This window comes from Catenovulum agarivorans DS-2 (assembly GCF_000568405.1).
Lineage (GTDB): Bacteria > Pseudomonadota > Gammaproteobacteria > Enterobacterales > Alteromonadaceae > Catenovulum > Catenovulum agarivorans_A.
In genome coordinates this window covers 98,223-116,873 of the sequence record NZ_ARZY01000005.1, presented here as the reverse complement: position 1 = coordinate 116,873, position 18,651 = coordinate 98,223, and the positions used below count along the sequence as shown (strand labels likewise).

Sequence of the window (18,651 nt, the reverse complement as noted above, 5' to 3'; positions counted from 1 at the left end):
GCCTTATGTTACCAACACCAAACCACAACATAGCCGTAAATAAACATAGTTAAATAAAAAAATAGCACTGCTGAGTACATGTTATTACGTCAATACTCGCTCAGAACAATTGAAACTGAAGCTCTTTTTAGATTCATTGGTACGCAAAGCGATTAGCAGGGCTGTAGTGAAAGTGAAAATAACAAAATCGATTATCCCACATACCCTAAGGCATTCATTTGCAACCCATCTACTTCAATAAGCCAAACAAACTGACTTACCTTCGAGAGATGATTTTTTAAATTTAACTTTCGGATATTCAAAATTAAAAAATCCCCCGTACTCAGTGAGTGCGGGGGATTTATTTTTAATTACTATCAGCTATTTAGCTAATTAATTCACTAAAACTTATAGCGAATCAACTACAGCGTTTAGTGTAGCACTTGCGCGCATAACGTTAGAAGCTTTGTCGTCTTCAGGTTTGAAGTAACCGCCAATCTCAACAGCTTTACCTTGAACTTCAACTAATTCAGCAACAATTTTCTCTTCGTTAGCAGTTAATTGCTCAGCTACTGGCTTAAATTTAGCGGCTAAATCTGCATCTGCAGTTTGCTCTGCTAAAGCTTGTGCCCAGTACAATGCTAAGTAGAAGTGGCTACCACGGTTGTCGATACCACCTAAACGGCGTGAAGGCGAACGGTTGTTATCTAATACTTTACCTGTTGCTGCATCTAATGCTTCTGCTAAAACTTTAGCTTGTGCATTGTCAGCTACATTTGCCAAATGCTCAAAAGAAGCAGCTAATGCTAAGAACTCACCTAAAGAATCCCAACGTAAGTAGTTTTCGTTAACTAATTGCTCAACGTGCTTAGGCGCAGAACCACCAGCACCAGTTTCGAATAAGCCACCACCGTTCATTAATGGAACGATAGATAACATTTTCGCACTTGTACCTAGTTCTAAAATTGGGAATAAGTCAGTTAAGTAGTCACGTAAAACGTTACCAGTTACTGAGATAGTGTCTTGACCCGCTTTAATGCGCTCTAAAGAGAAACGAGTTGCTTCAACTGGCGCTAAAATTTGAATGTCTAAACCGCTAGTGTCGTGCTCTGGTAAGTATGCTTCAACTTTTTTGATAAGTTGTGCATCGTGCGCACGGTTTTTATCTAACCAGAATACTGCAGGTGTATCGCTTAAACGTGCACGGTTAACAGCTAATTTAACCCAGTCACGAATTGGTGCGTCTTTAACCTGACACATACGCCAGATATCGCCTTGCTCAACAGAGTGTTGTAATAATACGTTACCGTCTTGGTCGATAACTTTAACTTCACCCGCTGCAGGAATTTCGAAAGTTTTGTCGTGCGAACCGTATTCTTCAGCTTTTTGTGCCATCAAACCAACGTTTGGTACGCTACCCATAGTTGACGGGTCGAAAGCACCATTCTTTTTACAGAACTCAACAACTTCTTGGTAAACACCCGCATAACTTCTGTCTGGAATTACAAATTTAGTATCTGCTTGATTTCCATCTGGACCCCACATTTGGCCAGAAGAACGAATAGCAGCCGGCATAGAAGCATCGATGATTACGTCACTTGGTACGTGTAAGTTAGTAATGCCTTTATCTGAGTTAACCATAGCCATTGCAGGGCGTGCAGCGTAACAAGCTTCGATGTCAGCTTTAATTGCAGCTTGCTCGTCAGCAGGTAACTTAGCGATACAGCTTTCAACGTCACCGAAACCATTGTTAAGGTTTACGCCTAAAGCGGCAAATTTGTCTGCGTACTTGTCTAAAACTGGCTTGTAGAAAGCTTCAACAGCGTGACCGAAGATAATAGGATCAGAAACTTTCATCATAGTTGCTTTCATATGCAACGAGAATAATACGTCTTGTGCTTTAGCATCTTCTACTTGTTCAGCTAAGAAAGATTGCAATGCACTTGCGCTCATTACTGCAGAATCAATAATTTCGCCAGCTTGAACAGCGACTGATTCTTTTAATACTTCCACTTCACCTGAAGCTTTAGTTAATTCAATTTTTACTGAACCTGCTTTTTCAACTGTGGTAGATTTTTCGCTGCCGTAGAAGTCGCCACCAGTCATGCTAGAAACGTGAGATTTAGAATCAGCAGACCATGCACCCATGCTATGTGGGTTTTTCTTCGCATAGTTTTTAACAGAAGCAGGTGCACGACGGTCAGAGTTACCTTCACGTAATACTGGGTTTACCGCACTACCTTTAACCGCGTCGAAACGTGCTTTGATATCAGCTTCTTGTTCGTTAGCTGGTGAATCAGGGTAATCAGGTAACGCAAAACCTTTTGCTTGTAATTCTTTAATTGCAGCTTTTAACTGAGGAATTGAAGCACTGATATTTGGTAATTTGATGATGTTAGCTTCAGGCGTTTTGGCTAATTCACCTAATTCTTTCAAATCGTCAGATTGGAATTGGCTTTCAGGTAAAATATCTGGGAATTGAGATAGAATACGTGCAGCTAAAGAGATGTCACGTGTTTCTACTTCAACGCCAGCTGTTTTAGCGTAAGCTTGAATAATAGGTAATAAACTGTATGTTGCTAAAGCTGGAGCTTCATCAGTTATGGTATAAATGATTTTAGAACTTTCAGTTGTCATCATTATGTCCTTAAAAAATATAAATTATGCTGCCGATGATTCTAGCAAGCTTCTTAATTACTACAAGCGTATGTTCACCGCTTTGGTGCAATGTCGACCATAAAGTTTGGTGATATATACCTAGGCTTCTTTATAATACGAGATACAGTACAGCCCACAAATGAGCGATTGCAAGTATAGTAAAGTAGCTTGGGTATCGCTTTAGTTGTCATTTTATAATTGAATAGTGGAAATAAATGTTGCAGCAAAACACAAAAAAGCCAAGTTTTGGGCAAAAAAAACACATAAATAAGGCAAAAAACTCGCGGAATTCGCGTCAGGGTGTTAAGCGCAAAACTAAAAGGCCAGAACCTGCAGTGGTAAAAGTGGTGTTGTTTAATAAACCATATGATGTGTTGACTCAGTTTACCGATGATCAGCACAGAAAAACATTAAAAGATTATATTCCTATTGAAAATGTTTATGCAGCAGGGCGGTTAGATAAAGATTCAGAAGGACTGTTGGTGTTAACCAATAGCGGCAAGTTACAAAACGTACTTGCCAATCCTAAATTCGACAAAAGCAAACTCTATTGGGTGCAAGTAGAAGGTGAACCCAACCAACAACAACTGCAGCAATTACGTCAGGGCGTTGAACTTAAAGACGGTAAAACTAAGCCAGCAAAAGTAAGGCTGATTGAACCGCCAGCGATTTGGCCTCGTAACCCTCCAATTCGAGAACGCAAAAATATACCAACGTCATGGCTAGAAATTGGCTTACAAGAGGGTAAAAATCGACAAGTTCGCCGCATGACTGCCCACGTTGGTTTGCCAACTTTGCGCTTAATTCGCCATCAGTTTTCATCTTTCTCAATTGATGGGTTAGCACCAGGTGAATGGCGTGAACTCGATACTGAAGAATTTAAACAATATTTGGAGCAAATTTAATGTTTAAACCTAATACAACTATTGCTTGGATAGTTGAATGCAACAATAAGTTTTTAGTTGTTGAAGAAATAGAAAATGGCATTAATGTTATTAATCAGCCAGCTGGCCATTTAGAAAAAGATGAATCTTTAGAGCAAGCCGCTAAACGTGAATTATTTGAAGAAGCGGGCATTGAACTAGAGCCTCAAGGTTTAGTAGGTATTTATCAAAGCCAAGTTCAAGGCAAAGATATTCAATATTTACGTTTTTGTTATTACTGCAAAGTGGAGTCAGAGCAATTGCCAGCTCTGCAACCACAAGATGATGATATCCTTGCTGCACACTGGTTTAGCATTGAACAAATCGAGCAAAAACAGCTACCACATAGAAGCCATATGGTACAAATTTGCTTTGATGATTATATAAAAGGGCAAAGAATACCGCTATCTGCGGTTAAGAGTTATTTATAGCAAGGATAAAGGGTGATAGAATAGCGCCCCATTTTTAGCTGCGAGTATTTTTATTCATGTCAGGCAATCAAGACAAAAAAGTTATTGTTGGTATGTCGGGTGGCGTTGATTCATCTGTGTCTGCTTATTTGTTACTTCAACAAGGATATCAAGTTGAAGGTTTGTTCATGAAGAATTGGGAAGAAGATGATACAGATGAGTACTGCGCAGCCGCTCAGGACTTAGAAGATGCACAAGCTGTTGCCGACAAGTTAGGCATTGAATTGCACACTGTCAACTTTGCCGCAGAATATTGGGACAATGTATTCGAGTACTTTTTAGCAGAATACAAAGCGGGCAGAACGCCTAACCCAGATATTATGTGCAACAAAGAAATAAAGTTTAAAGCCTTTTTAGAATTTGCTGCAGATGCATTAGGGGCTGACTATATAGCCACTGGTCACTATGTGCAACGTCGTCAAGACGAAAACGGCAAGTGGCAAATGTTACGTGGTTTAGATAATAATAAAGACCAAAGCTACTTTTTATATACTTTAGCAGAGCAGCATGTTGCCCAAACCTTATTTCCAGTTGGTGGTTTAGAGAAACCAGAAGTACGTAAGATTGCTGAAGAGCAAGACTTAGTCACAGCCAATAAAAAAGATTCAACTGGTATTTGTTTTATTGGTGAGCGCAAATTTAAAGATTTCCTGCAGCAATATTTACCCGCACAGCCGGGTGATATTGAAACTGTTGATGGCGAAGTGATTGGTCGCCACGAAGGTTTAATGTACCACACGCTAGGCCAGCGAAAAGGTTTAGGTATTGGTGGTATGAAAAACTCAGGTGATGAGCCTTGGTACACGGTCGACAAAGATCTTGAACGCAATGTATTGATTGTCGCACAAGGCAGTAAACACCCAAGATTATTCTCAAATGGCATGATTGTTAATCAAAGCCATTGGGTTGACAGAGTCGGTCCGGGTCAAGAATTTAACTGTACTGTTAAAACTCGCTATCGCCAACAAGATATAGCCTGTTCGGTTAAAAAATTAGATGAACAAAATTATCAAGTCATCTTTGATGAGCCAGTGGCTGCGGTAACGCCTGGGCAGTCAGCGGTATTTTATGCGCAAGAAGTCTGTTTGGGCGGCGCAATTATTGACAGTTTAATTCGGTAGCTAATTCGGTAACTTTGATGTCAGATGTATCTTACGAACAAACTTTAGCTTTGGCAGGGGTTTGCCAAGCATGTGCTTTAGTGCAGAGTGTTGCACGAAAGGGTGAAATGGATGACGAACAATTCGCAACAATGCTTAAAAGTGTGTTAAACACCAACCCAGCAGACACGGTTGATGTGTATGGCGAACTAGTCAATTTACAACCTGGTTTGACTAATATTCACAACCAGTTAGGCCATCAGGCGCAAGTGAAAGATGCTGAGCTGACTCGCTATGTGTTAAGTGTATTAACCCTTGAACGCAAACTGGCGAAAAACCCGCAATCATTGCGTAAACTGGGTCAGCAAATTGATGCGATGGAAACCAAACTAGCACATTATGATTTATTGCATGATGTTGTGGTAGAAGGATTTGCTGGTATTTATAAAGATGTGATCAGCCCGTTAGGCCCTAAAATTCGTGTAATGGGTAACCCTAATTTATTACAACAGCGTTTAGTACAAAATAAAGTACGAGCACTGTTGCTTGCTGCGTTGCGCTCAGCTGTGCTTTGGCGTCAGTTAGGCGGTAAACGACGTAATATTTTATTTAGAAGACAAAAATGGGTGCGTTTTTCAGCGCACGCGCTTCAACAAATATCCAATATTTAACAGGAGATTTCGATGGAATTATCCAGCTTGACTGCGGTTTCACCAGTTGATGGTCGTTACGGTAGTAAAACAACTGAGCTTCGCTCAATATTCAGTGAGTTTGGTTTAACTAAATACCGCGTAACGGTTGAAGTGCGTTGGTTACAAAAATTATCTAAAATCGCAGGTATCAAAGAGGTACCAGAGTTTTCTGATGAAGCAAACACAGCGTTAGATGAAATTGTTGAATATTTCAGTGAAGCAGATGCTGCTCGAGTAAAAGAAATTGAGCGTACAACTAATCATGACGTTAAAGCGGTTGAGTATTTCTTAAAAGAAAAAGTGGCTAATATCCCTGAGCTACACGCAGTGACTGAATTTTTGCACTTTGCTTGTACATCAGAAGATATTAACAATACCTCACATGGTTTAATGCTTAAAGAAGCACGCGACACTGTAATTTTGCCTTACATTGATAAAATTTTGGCTGAATTGCACCGTATGGCGAAAGAATATCGTGATGTTGCTATGATGGCGCGCACCCATGGTCAGCCAGCTTCACCTACCACTATGGGTAAAGAAATGGCTAACGTTTATATGCGTTTAAAGCGCCAACGTGACCAAATCGCTCAAGTTGAAATTTTAGGTAAAATTAATGGTGCAGTAGGTAACTACAATGCGCATTTATCAGCTTACCCTGAATTAAACTGGCATGAAATCAGTGAAGAGTTTGTAACTAGCATAGGGTTAACTTGGAACCCATATACAACTCAGATTGAGCCACACGATTATATTGCTGAATTGTTTGATGCTGTTGCACGTGCGAATACCATTATTTTAGATTTCGACCGTGATATATGGGCGTATATTGCATTGGGTCACTTCAAGCAAAAAACCGTTGCGGGCGAAATAGGCTCTTCAACTATGCCGCATAAAGTTAACCCAATTGATTTTGAAAACTCAGAAGGTAACTTAGGTTTAGGTAATGCGATTTTTGATCACTTAGCCGCAAAACTACCAGTATCTCGTTGGCAACGTGACTTAACCGATTCAACTGTATTGCGTAACTTGGGTGTAGGTGTTGCACATTCCATTATTGCTTATCAAGCTACACTAAAAGGTATCAGCAAGTTAGAAGTTAATGAAGCAAGTTTCCTAGCTGAGCTTGACCAAAACTGGGAATTATTGGCAGAGCCAATTCAAACAGTTATGCGTCGTTATGGTATCGAAAAACCATACGAGAAGCTTAAAGAGTTAACCCGTGGTAAACGTGTTGACCAACAAGCTATGGCTGAGTTTATTGATGGCCTAGCGTTACCTTCAAGTGAAAAAGCGCGTTTAAAAGAATTAACGCCAGCTAAATATATTGGTGATGCGCAGAAGTTGGTTGATTTACTATAATAGTCAATCACATTTGAAGCGGTAAAAAGGCAGAAAGTTTTCTGCCTTTTTTTAAAACAAAAGATATCTGTCTCCAGGACATTATTCCGCCTTTAATACAACAAACCTTTTATCTTGTGCCACTAGCTCGCAGTCAGCAAAAATATCTTTTAGCCGTTTGCTATAACCCAAATGCGCGTTGCCCACGATTATCAATTTTCCCCCCTTTGCTAAACAACGCTGGCTATCATTAAACATTTGCATCGCGATATGGTCGGTAATGGTTTTTTGTTGGTGGAAAGGTGGGTTGCAGACAATCCAGTCTGCTTTATCTTTAACGTCGCTTAAGCAATCATTCCAATTAGGCTTGATTTGTACATAGCTCAAGTCGTTCGCCTCTATTGTTTTAACGGCCGATTCAATTGCCATATAAGATTCATCAAACAAATGTAACACTAACTCACCAGCGCAGTTGTTTTGCTGAAAAGAACTAGCAATGTAAGCGGATAAGATGCCGTTGCCGCAAGCTAAATCAAACACATCTGTTTTTGTTGAATTAAAGTCGTTAGGTTTTGCTGGTAGGTGAGGCAGAAAAAATGCGGCGCCGATATCTAAGCTGTTGCGTGAGAATACATTTGGCGCGTTATAAATAGTTAAACCATTATCTAATTGCCAGGTTTTCCAATATGAATAAGACGAGTAGGGTGATGCTTGTTTACCAGTGGCATGAATTGTTCGTGATTTTTTTGTAGCTAAACTGACATCCACTTGTTTAAAGTAGCGATTAAATAGTTTAACCACTTTGTTGTTTATATCGCTCGCTTTAGCCGATGCGATTATCTGTGCATCTTCGGGCGCCACTTGATGTATTTGCGCCAAAATTGCTTCTAGGAAATCTAAGTTCTTTGGAATTTTTATTAGATAAACTTGCTCCGCCGATATCTTGTTTAAATCATTTATGCTGTTATTGAGTGGCTTGAATATTAGATCTGCTTTTGGTGAGTTTTCTGAATTCAACGTCAAATTTTGTTGGTAAGCCAAATGGGCGATTTTTGAGTCGCTATAAAAGCTAATTGGCGCTGACGTTAAGCTTTGCAAATGCAGTGTAATGGCACCAAACTGGTCGTTTATCACTAATGTGCTAGCGCTGGTTTGTGATATAATCTGTTCAGCTGTATTTGCCAATAAAATGTCAGCACTATCCCATGCTTGTAATGGTGATGTCTCGGATTGTTTGGGAAAGCGCCAAAGTGTTAATGGACAATCTTCAACGGGATAAACGTGGTTATTTTGCAGCATAGACGAATTAGACATGACTGTAGACTAGTGAGTTAACTCTATTGTATCAAGGCACAACAACTGAACAAGTCATACACCCGCAAAAACTCAAGATGCGCAATGCGGATGTCAATTATTACCCAAACCTAATTGATCCCAAGGTTGCTGACTTATGGATGGACTGTTTAGCAAATCAACTTGACTGGCAACAAGCGCAGATTACTGTGTACGGTAAAACACATCCGATCCCACGGTTACAGGCCTTTTACGCCGCAAAACCACTAAAGTATAAATATTCAGGTGAGACATTTACTGCTGATATATGGCCAAAGGAACTCGAGCAGCTAAAAGATTTAGCAGAATCAATTTGTCAGGCTAAATTTAATTGTGTGTTGGCAAACTACTACAGGAATGGCCAAGATACTATGGGGTGGCATGCAGATGATGAAGCTGAACTAGGTAAGACACCCGTAATAGCTTCGTTTAGTTTTGGTGTTGAACGTGATTTCTTTTTTAAGCATCGTCTAACAGGCGAGCAGCATAAATTACAACTAGCGCATGGCAGTTTACTCATTATGGCCGGTAGCACTCAGGAATTTTGGTATCATTGTTTACCTAAGCGCACCCGCATAACCAGTGGGCGAATCAATTTAACATTCAGATATATACATCAATAACCAGTATGACTAAAGGTACAGTTTAAATGACGATAGATGAGGTAATTTTTGATAAGTTGAAGGGCAAGTTCAACCCAGTTGAATTAGATGTTCAAAATGAAAGCCATATGCATTCGGGACCCGCGACAGATTCTCATTACAAAGTTATTGTAGTCAGTGAAATCTTTGATGGGTTGCGGTTAATTCAGCGTCATCGAGCTATCAATGAATGTTTGGCCGAAGAACTCGCAGGTCCTGTTCATGCGTTATCCATTCATACTTATTCTGTTAAAGAATGGCAGAACGGCGACGTTAATGTCCCCCTTTCTCCGAAGTGCTTAGGAGGCAGCAAGTCTGACTAGTGTTTACAAACTCGCAATTTACTTAACCTGAGGTATAATGCGCGCAAAAAATAATACGGATTAGAAATGCTAGTGCAAATAAGCGATAAACTCGACGCTTTTTCAGAAGCTTGCGGCAACATCGTCGCCTGGTTAGCGACAATAATTGTGCTGTTGATGGCGGGAATTGTGTTTCTGCGTTATGGATTATCTATCGGTTCTATTGCCGCACAAGAAGCTGTATTGTATTTGCACTCTGCGATCTTTTTGTTGGGCGCAGCCTACACTTTAAAGTGCAATGAACACGTTCGAGTTGACGTGTTTTATAGTAAACTGAGTACGTCAAAACAAGCGCTAGTTAACTTGTGCGGTACCGTGTTATTGCTTTGGCCTGTTGTTGTTACCATTGCTATTTATAGCTGGCAATATGTTGGTGACAGCTGGCGTATAATGGAAACGTCAGTCGATGCAGGCGGCTTGCCCTTTGTGTATATTCTTAAAAGTTTCATTCTGATTTTTTGCTTGCTATTGTTGGTTCAAGGTTTGAGCGAAGTCATTAAAAACATAAAAATTCTGCGCGAGGGAAGAGCATAATGGAATATTTGTCGTTAGTCCTTTTCGTTGTTGTTTGTTGTGTTTTATTAACGGGTTATCCCGTTGCTTTTGCGCTGGCGGGTACATCTTTGCTGTTTGCATTCATTGCATCTTTGTTTGGTGTTTTTGACAGCGCATTCTTACATGCTTTACCTAGCCGCATCTTCGGCATTATGAATAATCAAACTCTGTTGGCTGTCCCTTTGTTTGTATTTATGGGGGTGGTATTAGAAAAATCTAAAATAGCTGAATCATTGCTTGTTTCCATTTCTCAACTTTTTTCTCGCTTTAGAGGCGGTTTAGCGATTGCCGTAGTTTTAGTCGGTGCGTTATTAGCAGCGAGTACTGGGATAGTTGGGGCGACTGTAGTGACTATGGGGTTGTTATCTCTGCCTGCGATGCTCAAGCAAAAATATAATCCATCAATTGCCTGCGGCAGCATTTGTGCGGTTGGTACCTTAGGGCAAATTATTCCACCTTCAATTGCTCTAGTTTTGTTGGGGGATGTTATTTCTAATGCATTTCAACAGTCTCAGCTAGACATGGGGATTTTTTCGCCGGAAACAGTGTCAGTAGGCGACTTGTTTGTTGGCGCAATTGTACCCGGTGTGTTGTTAGTAGCACTCTATTTAGTGTACTTATTGGCAATTGCTTGGTTCAAGCCTGAGTATTTACCCGCTTTCGACAACAGAGAAAAAGTGGCTGTTGGCGCGTTAATTAAAGCTGTTGTCCCACCTGTACTCCTTATATTTGTTGTTTTAGGTTCTATCCTCGCTGGCTTTGCGACACCAACAGAAGCAGCGGCTATCGGCGCTTTTGGAGCATTATTACTGGCACTGTTCAAAGGGCAGCTCAGTTTTAATATGCTTGCCTCAGTTAATAAAGCAACTCTGACCTGTACTAGCATGGTGTTCTTAATCTTGATTGGGGCGTCTGTTTTTTCGTTAGTATTCCGTGGCCTCGGGGGAGAGGAGTTAATAGAGTCGATATTTGAGAGCCTGCCTGGTGGTGTGTTTACCGCTATGTTATTGGTGATGGTGATTCTGTTTTTATTGGGTTTTATTCTAGACTTTATTGAAATTACCTTTGTAGTTGTGCCTATTGTTGCACCTGTATTGCTGTCTATGGGGCTTGATCCCATTTGGTTAGGCATTATGATAGCAATCAATTTGCAAACATCGTTTTTAACACCGCCATTTGGCTTTGCGCTGTTTTATTTGCGTGGTGTCGCTGATGCTAGCATAAGAACCGCCCAAATATATAAAGGGGTGATGCCTTTTATTGTGATTCAATTGTTTGTACTGGTTGCGTTGGCACTTTGGCCAGAGTTGGCAATTTGGTTACCTTCTGTCGTTTATTCAGAAGGTTATTAATTTATAACAGGTAGGAAATAATGAAAAAAATAACAATCGGCCTTGTTGTAGCACTAGCAACTTTACTATCGGCTTGTTCAAATGATGATGGGGCCTCAGCTGGTGCTGCCACTCAACAAAGTTTTAAATGGAAAATGGTTACAACTTGGCCAAAAAACTTTCCTGGTCTAGGCACTATCCCACAAGACTTTGCCGATAATGTTGAAAAAATGTCAGGTGGTCGCCTAAAAATTAAAGTGTATGGCGCTGGTGAAATGGTGCCTGCGCTTCAAACATTTGACGCCGTTAAAAGTGGTGCTGCACAAATGGGACATGGGGCAGCATATTACTGGAAAGGAAAAATCCCAGCTGCGCAATTTTTTACAACCATACCTTTTGGTATGAACGCTCAAGAAACGAATGGGTGGTTTTACCATGGTGGTGGTAATGAGTTATGGCAAGAGGCATACGAGCCATTTGGTATAATTCCATTTCCTGGTGGTAACACTGGTGTGCAAATGGCAGGTTGGTTTCAGAAAGAAATTAATAGTCTAGCCGATTTTCAAGGCTTAAAAATTCGAATTCCTGGTTTGGCGGGCGAAGTTGTTGCTGATTTAGGTGGCATTCCAGTGCAAATGCCAGGTGGAGAGTTATTCAGCGCGATGCAAAGCGGCGCACTCGACGCGACCGATTGGGTTGGCCCCTATAATGATTTGGCCTTTGGTTTATATAAAACAGCCCCATATTATTATGTGACTGGTTGGCAAGAGCCTGGTGCTGCGCTTGAGTTTATTATTAATAAACAAGCTTTTGAACAACTGCCGTCAGATTTACAAGCGATCGTTGAAATTGCAACTGAAGCGGCAAACGCTAACATGTTAGCTTTGTATACAGCAAAAAATAACGAAGCCTTACAAAGTTTAAAAGAAAAAGGTGTGAAAATTAGAAAGTTTCCAAAAGATGTAATTGAAGCGCTTAAATCATCGAGTTTACAATCAGTTAAAAATTTAGTCGCGAGTGACAAGATGGCTGAGAAAATTTTTAATTCTTATCAAAAATTTTTAGCGCAATCTTCCGAATATCACGCACTAACTGAACAAGATTACTATCACAACAGAAGTGGCATTGATTGGGCGAAAGCTCAACCTGTGCAAGAATAAATTAGCAAGATAAAAGAATAGGATTATACATATGGTTATCAAACCAAAAGTACGTGGTTTTATTTGTACAAATGCTCATCCAGTTGGCTGTGAAGAGTCAGTAAAGCGCCAAATCGAGTATGTTAAAAGCAAAACTAATGCGCAAGGGCCAAAAAATGTATTGGTGATCGGTTCTTCAACTGGTTACGGTTTAGCTTCTCGTATTACTGCTGCTTTTGGTAGTGGTGCAAAAACTTTAGGTGTGTTTTTTGAAAAAGAACCAACTGAGAAAAAATGTGCAAGTGCAGGTTGGTATAATACGGCTGCTTTTACTAAGTATGCTAAAGAAGCTGGTTTATGGGCAAAAAATATTAATGGCGATGCTTTTTCGCACGAGATTAAAGCAAAAGCAATCGATATCATCAAACAAGAATTGGGTAAAGTTGATTTAGTCATCTATAGTTTGGCATCTCCTCGCCGAACTGACCCAGATACAGGTGAAGTTTATTCGTCTACATTAAAGCCAATTGGTGAAACGGTTACGACTAAAAACTTAAATACATCAAAACGTGTTATTGATGAAGTGACTGTTGAAGCTGCAAACGAAGCAGAAATTCAAGGCACTATAGATGTAATGGGCGGTGCTGATTGGGAATTATGGATTAAAGCTTTACAAGAAGCTGACGTGTTAGCTGAAGGTTTTAAAACAACAGCATACACATATATTGGTAAAAAACTAACATGGCCAATTTATGGTCACGCGACTATTGGTAAAGCGAAAGAAGACTTAGATCGCGCGGCTAAAGCGATTAAGCAATCGACAGACTCAATTAGTGGTGAAGCTTATGTCACTTCATTGAATGCTGTGGTTACGCAAGCTAGTTCGGCTATTCCTATTATGCCATTGTATATTTCTGCTTTATTCAAAGTAATGAAAGAGCAGGGAACATACGAAGGTGTTATCGAACAAATTCAAGCTTTATTCTCTGAAAACTTATATGGTGAAAACCCACGATTTGATGAAGCTGGTCGATTAAGCCAAAACTACAAAGAGCTTGAAGATAAAGTGCAAGATGCGGTTCAAGTTATATGGGATTCTGTCACAACTGAAACCATCGACGATTTAACCGATTATATTGGTTATAACAAAGAGTTTTTACACTTATTCGGCTTCGAATATGACAACGTCGACTATGATGCGGATGTTAGTCCATTAGTTGAGTTAGAAGTTGAATAATTGACTGCCTGTCAATTATTCTGATGGTTTTGATAAAGGGCGCTAAATACGCCCTTTATTTTTATATAAAACAAAAAGTACAAAAAACAACCAAATCAAACCCTTTTCAAATTGTCAATTCGAAAATTTTAACCTAATCTCAATCAAATCAATATTTTTCGTGGATACATGGTGTAAAACAATGTTAAAATCCGCGGGTTTTATATATAGCTAACAATAGCAATGAAGCTAATCAATTGAAATTAGCTCGACAGCGCTAAAGCGAACCATATTCCAAATTTCGTTTTAAACCTTAAAAACAAGTGCAATGAGTATGATAACTATCAAGAAAGGCTTGGATGTTCCTGTTTCAGGGGCTCCACAACAAGCAATATCTGACGGTAACGCCGTCACAAAAGTTGCTATCCTTGGTGAAGAATACATTGGCATGCGTCCTACTATGCACGTCCGCGTTGACGACGTAGTAAAAAAAGGACAGGTTCTTTTTGCTGACAAAAAGAACCCCGGTGTACAATTCACTGCGCCAGCAGCAGGGGTAGTTAAAGAAATCAATCGTGGTGCTAAGCGTGTTTTACAGTCTGTCGTCATTGAAGTTCAAGGCGACGACAAAGTAGAGTTCGCCAAAACAGCAGCGGATCAACTTGGTTCATTAGAGCGTCAACAAATTGTTGATACTTTAGTAGAATCTGGTTTGTGGACAGCATTAAGAACGCGTCCATTTAGCAAGATCCCTGCAATAGATGCCACTCCTTCTTCATTATTTGTTACCGCAATTGATACAAATCCATTAGCAGCTGATCCTGCTGTTGTATTAAAAGGTCAAGAAGAAGACTTCAAAAATGGTTTAGCGTTATTAGCTAAATTAGCGCCTAAAACTTTCTTATGTAAAGCGCCAGGTGCAGAGATTCCAAGCACTGATGGTGTTCAGGTTGAAGAGTTTGGTGGTGTTCATCCAGCTGGTTTAGTGGGTACACATATCCATCACTTAGACCCTGTTAGCATGGACAAACAAGTTTGGCATATTAACTATCAAGACGTGGTAGCGGTTGGTCAGTTGTTTACAACTGGTGAATTGCCTAGTACTCGTGTTGTTTCGTTAGCTGGCCCTGCGGTTAAAAACCCTCGTTTGGTTAAAACCCTTATCGGTGCAAGCTTAGACCAATTAACCGATGGTGAAGTTGCTGACGGTGAATTACGCGTAATCTCTGGCTCTGTATTGGCTGGACACGATGCTGGTGGTGTACATGGTTATTTAGGCCGTTATGCTACGCAAGTTTCTGTATTGGCAGAAGGTCGTGAGAAAGAATTATTTGGTTGGATTGCACCTGGTGCAAATATGTATTCAATCACCCGCGCTTATTTATCTCATTTGTCTCCAAGTAAGTTATTTAACTTTACGACAACGACACGTGGTTCGAGCCGAGCTATGGTTCCAATTGGAAACTACGAGCGTGTTATGCCATTAGATATTATCCCAACTTTATTGTTGCGTGATTTAATTTCTGGCGACGTCGACTCAGCTCAAGCATTGGGTTGTTTGGAATTAGACGAAGAAGATTTAGCACTTTGTACTTTCGTTTGTCCAGGCAAATACGATTATGGTTCGATTTTGCGTTCACGCTTAACGCAAATCGAGAAGGAGGGCTAAGATGGGTTTAAAGTCCTATTTAGAAGAAATAGAGCCGCTATTTGAAAAAGGCGGCAAATATGAAAAATGGTATGCGTTGTATGAAGCGGCTGCGACCATTTTTTATACCCCAGGCATGGTAACTAAAGGTAGAACTCACGTTCGTGATAGTATCGACCTTAAACGTATTATGATCCTTGTTTGGATGATGACTTTCCCTGCAATGTTTTACGGTATGTACAACATTGGTTTGCAAGCTGAAGCGGCTATTGCTGCAGGTGCTGGATTACCGCAAACTTGGCAAGTTGATTTATTCACTGCATTAGGCGGAACGCTAGAAGGCAGCGGGTGGGGCGGTAAAATGTTCTACGGTGCCATGTTCTTCTTACCTATTTATGCGGTTACTTTCGCGGTTGGTGGTTTCTGGGAAGTATTATTTGCTTCAATCCGCAAACATGAAGTAAATGAAGGTTTCTTCGTAACCTCTGTATTATTCGCATTGATTTTGCCAGCAACAATTCCTTTATGGCAGGTTGCTTTAGGTATCACTTTCGGTGTGGTGATTGGTAAAGAAGTATTTGGTGGTACTGGCCGTAACTTCTTAAATCCAGCTTTAGCGGGTCGTGCATTTTTATTCTTCGCATATCCTGCTCAAATTTCAGGTGACGCTGTATGGGTTGCTGCTGATGGTTTCTCTGGTGCAACTTTATTAAGCCAAGCTGCGCAAGGTCAATTAGACTATGCATTAACTGGCCAATGGTGGGATGCATTCTACGGTAACATCGCAGGCTCTATGGGTGAAGTTTCTACCTTAGCAATCTTAATTGGCGGTATCGCGTTAATTTACTTCCGAATTGCTTCATGGCGCATTGTTCTAGGTACATTTGCGGGTATGGCTATTTTCTCTACCATGTTCAACCTAATTGGTAGCGATACAAACCCATTATTTGCTATGCCTTGGTACTGGCATTTAGTTATTGGTGGTTTTGCTTTCGGTATGATGTTTATGGCAACTGATCCAGTATCGGCCTCGTTTACTAATCAAGGTAAATGGGCATACGGTATTTTGATTGGTTTCATGGTGGTTATGATCCGTGTAGTTAACCCTGCATACCCAGAGGGTATGATGTTGGCTATCTTATTTGCGAATGTTTTCGCGCCATTATTCGACCACTTCGTTGTATCTGCAAACATCAAGCGGAGGTTAGCACGTAATGTCTAAAGGAAATGATTCAATCAGCAAAACGCTGACGGTTGTAATTTCACTTTGTTTGGTCTGTGCGATTATTGTTGCGGGTTCTGCTGTTGCATTGCGCCCTCAACAAGAAGAAAACAAAGCATTAGATAAACAAAAAAATATTCTTTTAGCAGCTGATTTATTACCAGCAGGTGCAACTGCCGCCGATATTAAAGAGCGCTATAAAAATTTAATTACAGCAAAAGTAGTTGATTTAGATACTGGCGAATATGTTGAAAGCATTGACGCTGACACTTTCGACCAACGTGCTTCTGCTAAAGATCCAAGCTCGTCTATTGATTTAACTCAAGAGCAAGATGTTGCAAGTATCAAGCGTCGTTCAAATAAGGCGGTTGTTTATTTAGCAAGCAATGAACAAGGTGAGTTTTTAAGCTATGTATTACCTGTTCATGGTTACGGCTTATGGTCAACTATGTATGCGTTTGTTGCGGTTAAGCCAGATGCAAATACCATTATCAACCTTAACTACTATGAGCAAGGTGAAACACCTGGCTTAGGTGCTGAAATTGAAAATCCTAAATGGAAATCAATTTGGGTTGGTAAGAAAATTTACGACGACCAAGGCGAAATGTCTATCGAGATTGTTAAAGGTGAAGCGCCAAAAGGTTCTGAGCACAAAATCGATGGCTTATCAGGTGCGACTCTAACTAGTAATGGTGTTCAATATACATTCGACTTCTGGTTAGGCGAGCTAGGTTTCAAACAATACCTAGATAAACAGCGTCAAGGAGCATAATTCATGGCTAAAAGTAGCGAAGCTCAAAAGGTTCTGTTTGGACCGATTTTTGCGAACAACCCAATTGCGTTGCAAGTATTGGGTATCTGTTCTGCGTTAGCTGTAACAAGCAAAATGGAAACAACCATTGTTATGTGTATCGCGTTAACATTTGTTACTGCGTTCTCAAGCTTGTTTATTTCAATTATTCGTAACCACATTCCATCAAGCGTACGTATTATCGTACAGATGACGATTATCGCGTCATTAGTAATCTTGGTAGACCAGCTATTAAAAGCATACGCTTACGATATTGCTAAGCAATTATCTGTATTCGTTGGTTTGATCATTACTAACTGTATCGTAATGGGTCGTGCAGAAGCGTATGCGATGAAGAGTCCACCGTTTATGAGTTTCTTAGACGGTATTGGTAATGGCTTAGGTTATAGTGTTGTATTAATCACTGTTGGTGTTATCCGTGAACTATTTGGTTCTGGTAGCTTATTTGGCGTTGAAATTTTACCACTTGTTTCTAACGGTGGTTGGTATCAACCTATGGGCTTATTATTAATGCCACCTAGCGCTTTCTTCATCATTGGTTTATTCATCTGGGTTTTACGTACTTTCCGTAAAGAACAGGTAGAAAAATAAGAGGCTAAGATGGAACATTATATAAGTTTATTCGTTCGCGCAGTTTTCATTGAAAATCTTGCGTTAGCTTTCTTCCTAGGTATGTGTACTTTCTTGGCTGTTTCTAAGAAAGTAACCACAGCTTTTGGTCTAGGTGTTGCGGTAATTGTGGTATTGGGTATTTCAGTACCTGTTAACCAAATTATTTATTCTAACTTGTTAGCACCGGGTGCTTTAGCTTGGGCTGGTTTCCCTGAAGCAGACTTAAGTTTCTTGAAATTCTTAACTTTCATCGGTGTTATCGCGGCTTTAGTACAAATTCTAGAAATGTCTCTAGACAAGTATTTCCCTGCTTTATACAACGCGTTAGGTATTTTCTTACCGCTAATTACTGTTAACTGCGCTATTTTCGGTGGTGTAGCTTTCATGGTAGAGAAAAACTACAACCTAACAGAAAGTGTTGTATTTGGTATCGGTAGTGGTGTTGGTTGGGCATTAGCAATTACTGCATTAGCTGCTGTACGTGAAAAAATGAAATACTCTGACATTCCTGACGGTTTGAAAGGCTTAGGTATTACATTTATTACGGTAGGCCTGATTGGTTTAGGCTTTATGTCATTCTCTGGCGTGTCTTTATAATCCAGAGCAAGTAGAGGAATAAACC

The 18,651-nt window shown here is 40.2% G+C and carries 19 protein-coding genes; 17 read left to right on the top strand and 2 right to left on the bottom strand.

The window, feature by feature from the left end; genetic code table 11:
- The first annotated feature begins 109 nt into the window (after positions 1–109).
- A complete protein-coding gene (locus DS2_RS20780) occupies positions 110–241 on the top strand; it encodes a tyrosine-type recombinase/integrase (RefSeq protein ID WP_326979539.1) in 132 nt (43 codons plus the stop codon).
- A 146-nt stretch (positions 242–387) separates the two neighbouring features.
- Here the strand turns inward: DS2_RS20780 and DS2_RS04420 are convergent, their stop codons facing one another.
- The gene (locus DS2_RS04420; protein ID WP_035013432.1) at positions 388–2,616 is read right to left on the bottom strand and encodes an NADP-dependent isocitrate dehydrogenase; all 2,229 of its coding nucleotides are present in this window, start codon (positions 2,614–2,616) and stop codon (positions 388–390) included.
- A gap of 236 nt (positions 2,617–2,852) precedes the next feature.
- Here DS2_RS04420 and DS2_RS04415 point away from each other — a divergent pair, with 236 nt between their 5' ends.
- Genes DS2_RS04415 through purB form a run of 5 tightly spaced genes read left to right on the top strand, consistent with a single transcriptional unit; the run spans position 2,853 to position 7,181 of the window.
- Positions 2,853–3,542 (top strand): pseudouridine synthase, encoded by a 690-nt coding sequence (locus DS2_RS04415; RefSeq protein ID WP_035013431.1) that lies wholly within the window; start codon positions 2,853–2,855, stop codon positions 3,540–3,542.
- Positions 3,542–3,991 (top strand): NUDIX hydrolase, encoded by a 450-nt coding sequence (locus DS2_RS04410; protein ID WP_035013430.1) that lies wholly within the window; start codon positions 3,542–3,544, stop codon positions 3,989–3,991. The genes DS2_RS04415 and DS2_RS04410 overlap by 1 nt, the downstream gene beginning before the upstream one ends.
- A 56-nt stretch (positions 3,992–4,047) precedes the next feature.
- Positions 4,048–5,151 (top strand): tRNA 2-thiouridine(34) synthase MnmA, encoded by a 1,104-nt coding sequence (gene mnmA, locus DS2_RS04405; RefSeq protein WP_035013429.1) that lies wholly within the window; start codon positions 4,048–4,050, stop codon positions 5,149–5,151.
- Between the two features lie 17 nt (positions 5,152–5,168).
- Positions 5,169–5,801, top strand: a complete 633-nt coding sequence (hflD, locus tag DS2_RS04400; RefSeq protein WP_035013428.1) for a high frequency lysogenization protein HflD — start codon at positions 5,169–5,171, stop codon at positions 5,799–5,801.
- Positions 5,802–5,813: 12 nt separating this feature from the next.
- Positions 5,814–7,181, top strand: a complete 1,368-nt coding sequence (gene purB / locus DS2_RS04395; RefSeq protein WP_035013427.1) for an adenylosuccinate lyase — start codon at positions 5,814–5,816, stop codon at positions 7,179–7,181.
- An 81-nt stretch (positions 7,182–7,262) separates the two neighbouring features.
- On the opposite strand, the gene DS2_RS04390 is transcribed toward purB, so the two are convergent.
- Positions 7,263–8,474 (bottom strand): methyltransferase, encoded by a 1,212-nt coding sequence (locus tag DS2_RS04390; RefSeq protein ID WP_051479614.1) that lies wholly within the window; start codon positions 8,472–8,474, stop codon positions 7,263–7,265.
- Between the two features lie 26 nt (positions 8,475–8,500).
- On the opposite strand from DS2_RS04390, the gene DS2_RS04385 reads away from it, so the two are divergent.
- The 11 genes from DS2_RS04385 to nqrE all read left to right on the top strand — a co-directional run bounded on the left by DS2_RS04385 (position 8,501) and on the right by nqrE (position 18,626).
- A complete protein-coding gene (locus DS2_RS04385; protein WP_035013426.1) occupies positions 8,501–9,115 on the top strand; it encodes an alpha-ketoglutarate-dependent dioxygenase AlkB family protein in 615 nt (204 codons plus the stop codon).
- A 26-nt stretch (positions 9,116–9,141) separates the two neighbouring features.
- The gene (locus DS2_RS04380; protein WP_035013425.1) at positions 9,142–9,456 is read left to right on the top strand and encodes a BolA family protein; all 315 of its coding nucleotides are present in this window, start codon (positions 9,142–9,144) and stop codon (positions 9,454–9,456) included.
- A gap of 66 nt (positions 9,457–9,522) precedes the next feature.
- Positions 9,523–10,029 carry a TRAP transporter small permease subunit gene (locus DS2_RS04375; RefSeq protein ID WP_035013424.1) on the top strand — a complete coding sequence of 169 codons (507 nt, stop codon included), beginning with the start codon at positions 9,523–9,525 and terminating at the stop codon, positions 10,027–10,029.
- Positions 10,029–11,402, top strand: a complete 1,374-nt coding sequence (locus DS2_RS04370; RefSeq protein ID WP_035013423.1) for a TRAP transporter large permease — start codon at positions 10,029–10,031, stop codon at positions 11,400–11,402. Before DS2_RS04375 ends, DS2_RS04370 begins: the two co-directional genes overlap by 1 nt.
- A 20-nt stretch (positions 11,403–11,422) precedes the next feature.
- Positions 11,423–12,541 carry a TRAP transporter substrate-binding protein gene (locus DS2_RS04365; RefSeq protein ID WP_035013422.1) on the top strand — a complete coding sequence of 373 codons (1,119 nt, stop codon included), beginning with the start codon at positions 11,423–11,425 and terminating at the stop codon, positions 12,539–12,541.
- A gap of 31 nt (positions 12,542–12,572) precedes the next feature.
- On the top strand, positions 12,573–13,757 hold the full coding sequence (gene fabV, locus DS2_RS04360; RefSeq protein ID WP_035013421.1) for an enoyl-ACP reductase FabV: 1,185 nt from the start codon (positions 12,573–12,575) through the stop codon (positions 13,755–13,757).
- A gap of 313 nt (positions 13,758–14,070) precedes the next feature.
- Entirely contained in the window at positions 14,071–15,405 is a 1,335-nt protein-coding gene (locus DS2_RS04355) for a Na(+)-translocating NADH-quinone reductase subunit A (protein ID WP_035013420.1), read from the top strand.
- Between the two features lies 1 nt (position 15,406).
- On the top strand, positions 15,407–16,606 hold the full coding sequence (locus DS2_RS04350; RefSeq protein ID WP_035013419.1) for an NADH:ubiquinone reductase (Na(+)-transporting) subunit B: 1,200 nt from the start codon (positions 15,407–15,409) through the stop codon (positions 16,604–16,606).
- On the top strand, positions 16,599–17,378 hold the full coding sequence (locus DS2_RS04345; RefSeq protein ID WP_035013418.1) for a Na(+)-translocating NADH-quinone reductase subunit C: 780 nt from the start codon (positions 16,599–16,601) through the stop codon (positions 17,376–17,378). The genes DS2_RS04350 and DS2_RS04345 overlap by 8 nt, the downstream gene beginning before the upstream one ends.
- A gap of 3 nt (positions 17,379–17,381) precedes the next feature.
- Positions 17,382–18,008 (top strand): NADH:ubiquinone reductase (Na(+)-transporting) subunit D, encoded by a 627-nt coding sequence (locus tag DS2_RS04340; protein ID WP_016957807.1) that lies wholly within the window; start codon positions 17,382–17,384, stop codon positions 18,006–18,008.
- A 9-nt stretch (positions 18,009–18,017) separates the two neighbouring features.
- On the top strand, positions 18,018–18,626 hold the full coding sequence (nqrE, locus tag DS2_RS04335) for an NADH:ubiquinone reductase (Na(+)-transporting) subunit E (RefSeq protein WP_035013417.1): 609 nt from the start codon (positions 18,018–18,020) through the stop codon (positions 18,624–18,626).
- Positions 18,627–18,651 lie beyond the last annotated feature (25 nt).

Excerpts from the sequence above, each read along its gene's own strand:
- DS2_RS04370 (WP_035013423.1), top strand. The coding sequence starts at position 10,029 with ATGGAATATTTGTCGTTAGTCCTTTTCGTTGTTGTTTGTTGTGTTTTA.
- DS2_RS04410 (WP_035013430.1), top strand. The coding sequence starts at position 3,542 with ATGTTTAAACCTAATACAACTATTGCTTGGATAGTTGAATGCAACAAT.
- mnmA (WP_035013429.1), top strand. The coding sequence starts at position 4,048 with ATGTCAGGCAATCAAGACAAAAAAGTTATTGTTGGTATGTCGGGTGGC.
- DS2_RS04380 (WP_035013425.1), top strand. The coding sequence starts at position 9,142 with ATGACGATAGATGAGGTAATTTTTGATAAGTTGAAGGGCAAGTTCAAC.
- DS2_RS04340 (WP_016957807.1), top strand. The coding sequence starts at position 17,382 with ATGGCTAAAAGTAGCGAAGCTCAAAAGGTTCTGTTTGGACCGATTTTT.
- nqrE (WP_035013417.1), top strand. The coding sequence starts at position 18,018 with ATGGAACATTATATAAGTTTATTCGTTCGCGCAGTTTTCATTGAAAAT.
- DS2_RS04350 (WP_035013419.1), top strand. The coding sequence starts at position 15,407 with ATGGGTTTAAAGTCCTATTTAGAAGAAATAGAGCCGCTATTTGAAAAA.
- hflD (WP_035013428.1), top strand. The coding sequence starts at position 5,169 with ATGTCAGATGTATCTTACGAACAAACTTTAGCTTTGGCAGGGGTTTGC.
- DS2_RS04415 (WP_035013431.1), top strand. The coding sequence starts at position 2,853 with ATGTTGCAGCAAAACACAAAAAAGCCAAGTTTTGGGCAAAAAAAACAC.
- DS2_RS04375 (WP_035013424.1), top strand. The coding sequence starts at position 9,523 with ATGCTAGTGCAAATAAGCGATAAACTCGACGCTTTTTCAGAAGCTTGC.
- fabV (WP_035013421.1), top strand. The coding sequence starts at position 12,573 with ATGGTTATCAAACCAAAAGTACGTGGTTTTATTTGTACAAATGCTCAT.
- DS2_RS04345 (WP_035013418.1), top strand. The coding sequence starts at position 16,599 with ATGTCTAAAGGAAATGATTCAATCAGCAAAACGCTGACGGTTGTAATT.
- DS2_RS04365 (WP_035013422.1), top strand. The coding sequence starts at position 11,423 with ATGAAAAAAATAACAATCGGCCTTGTTGTAGCACTAGCAACTTTACTA.
- purB (WP_035013427.1), top strand. The coding sequence starts at position 5,814 with ATGGAATTATCCAGCTTGACTGCGGTTTCACCAGTTGATGGTCGTTAC.
- DS2_RS04355 (WP_035013420.1), top strand. The coding sequence starts at position 14,071 with ATGATAACTATCAAGAAAGGCTTGGATGTTCCTGTTTCAGGGGCTCCA.
- DS2_RS04390 (WP_051479614.1), bottom strand. The coding sequence starts at position 8,474 with ATGTCTAATTCGTCTATGCTGCAAAATAACCACGTTTATCCCGTTGAA.
- DS2_RS04420 (WP_035013432.1), bottom strand. The coding sequence starts at position 2,616 with ATGACAACTGAAAGTTCTAAAATCATTTATACCATAACTGATGAAGCT.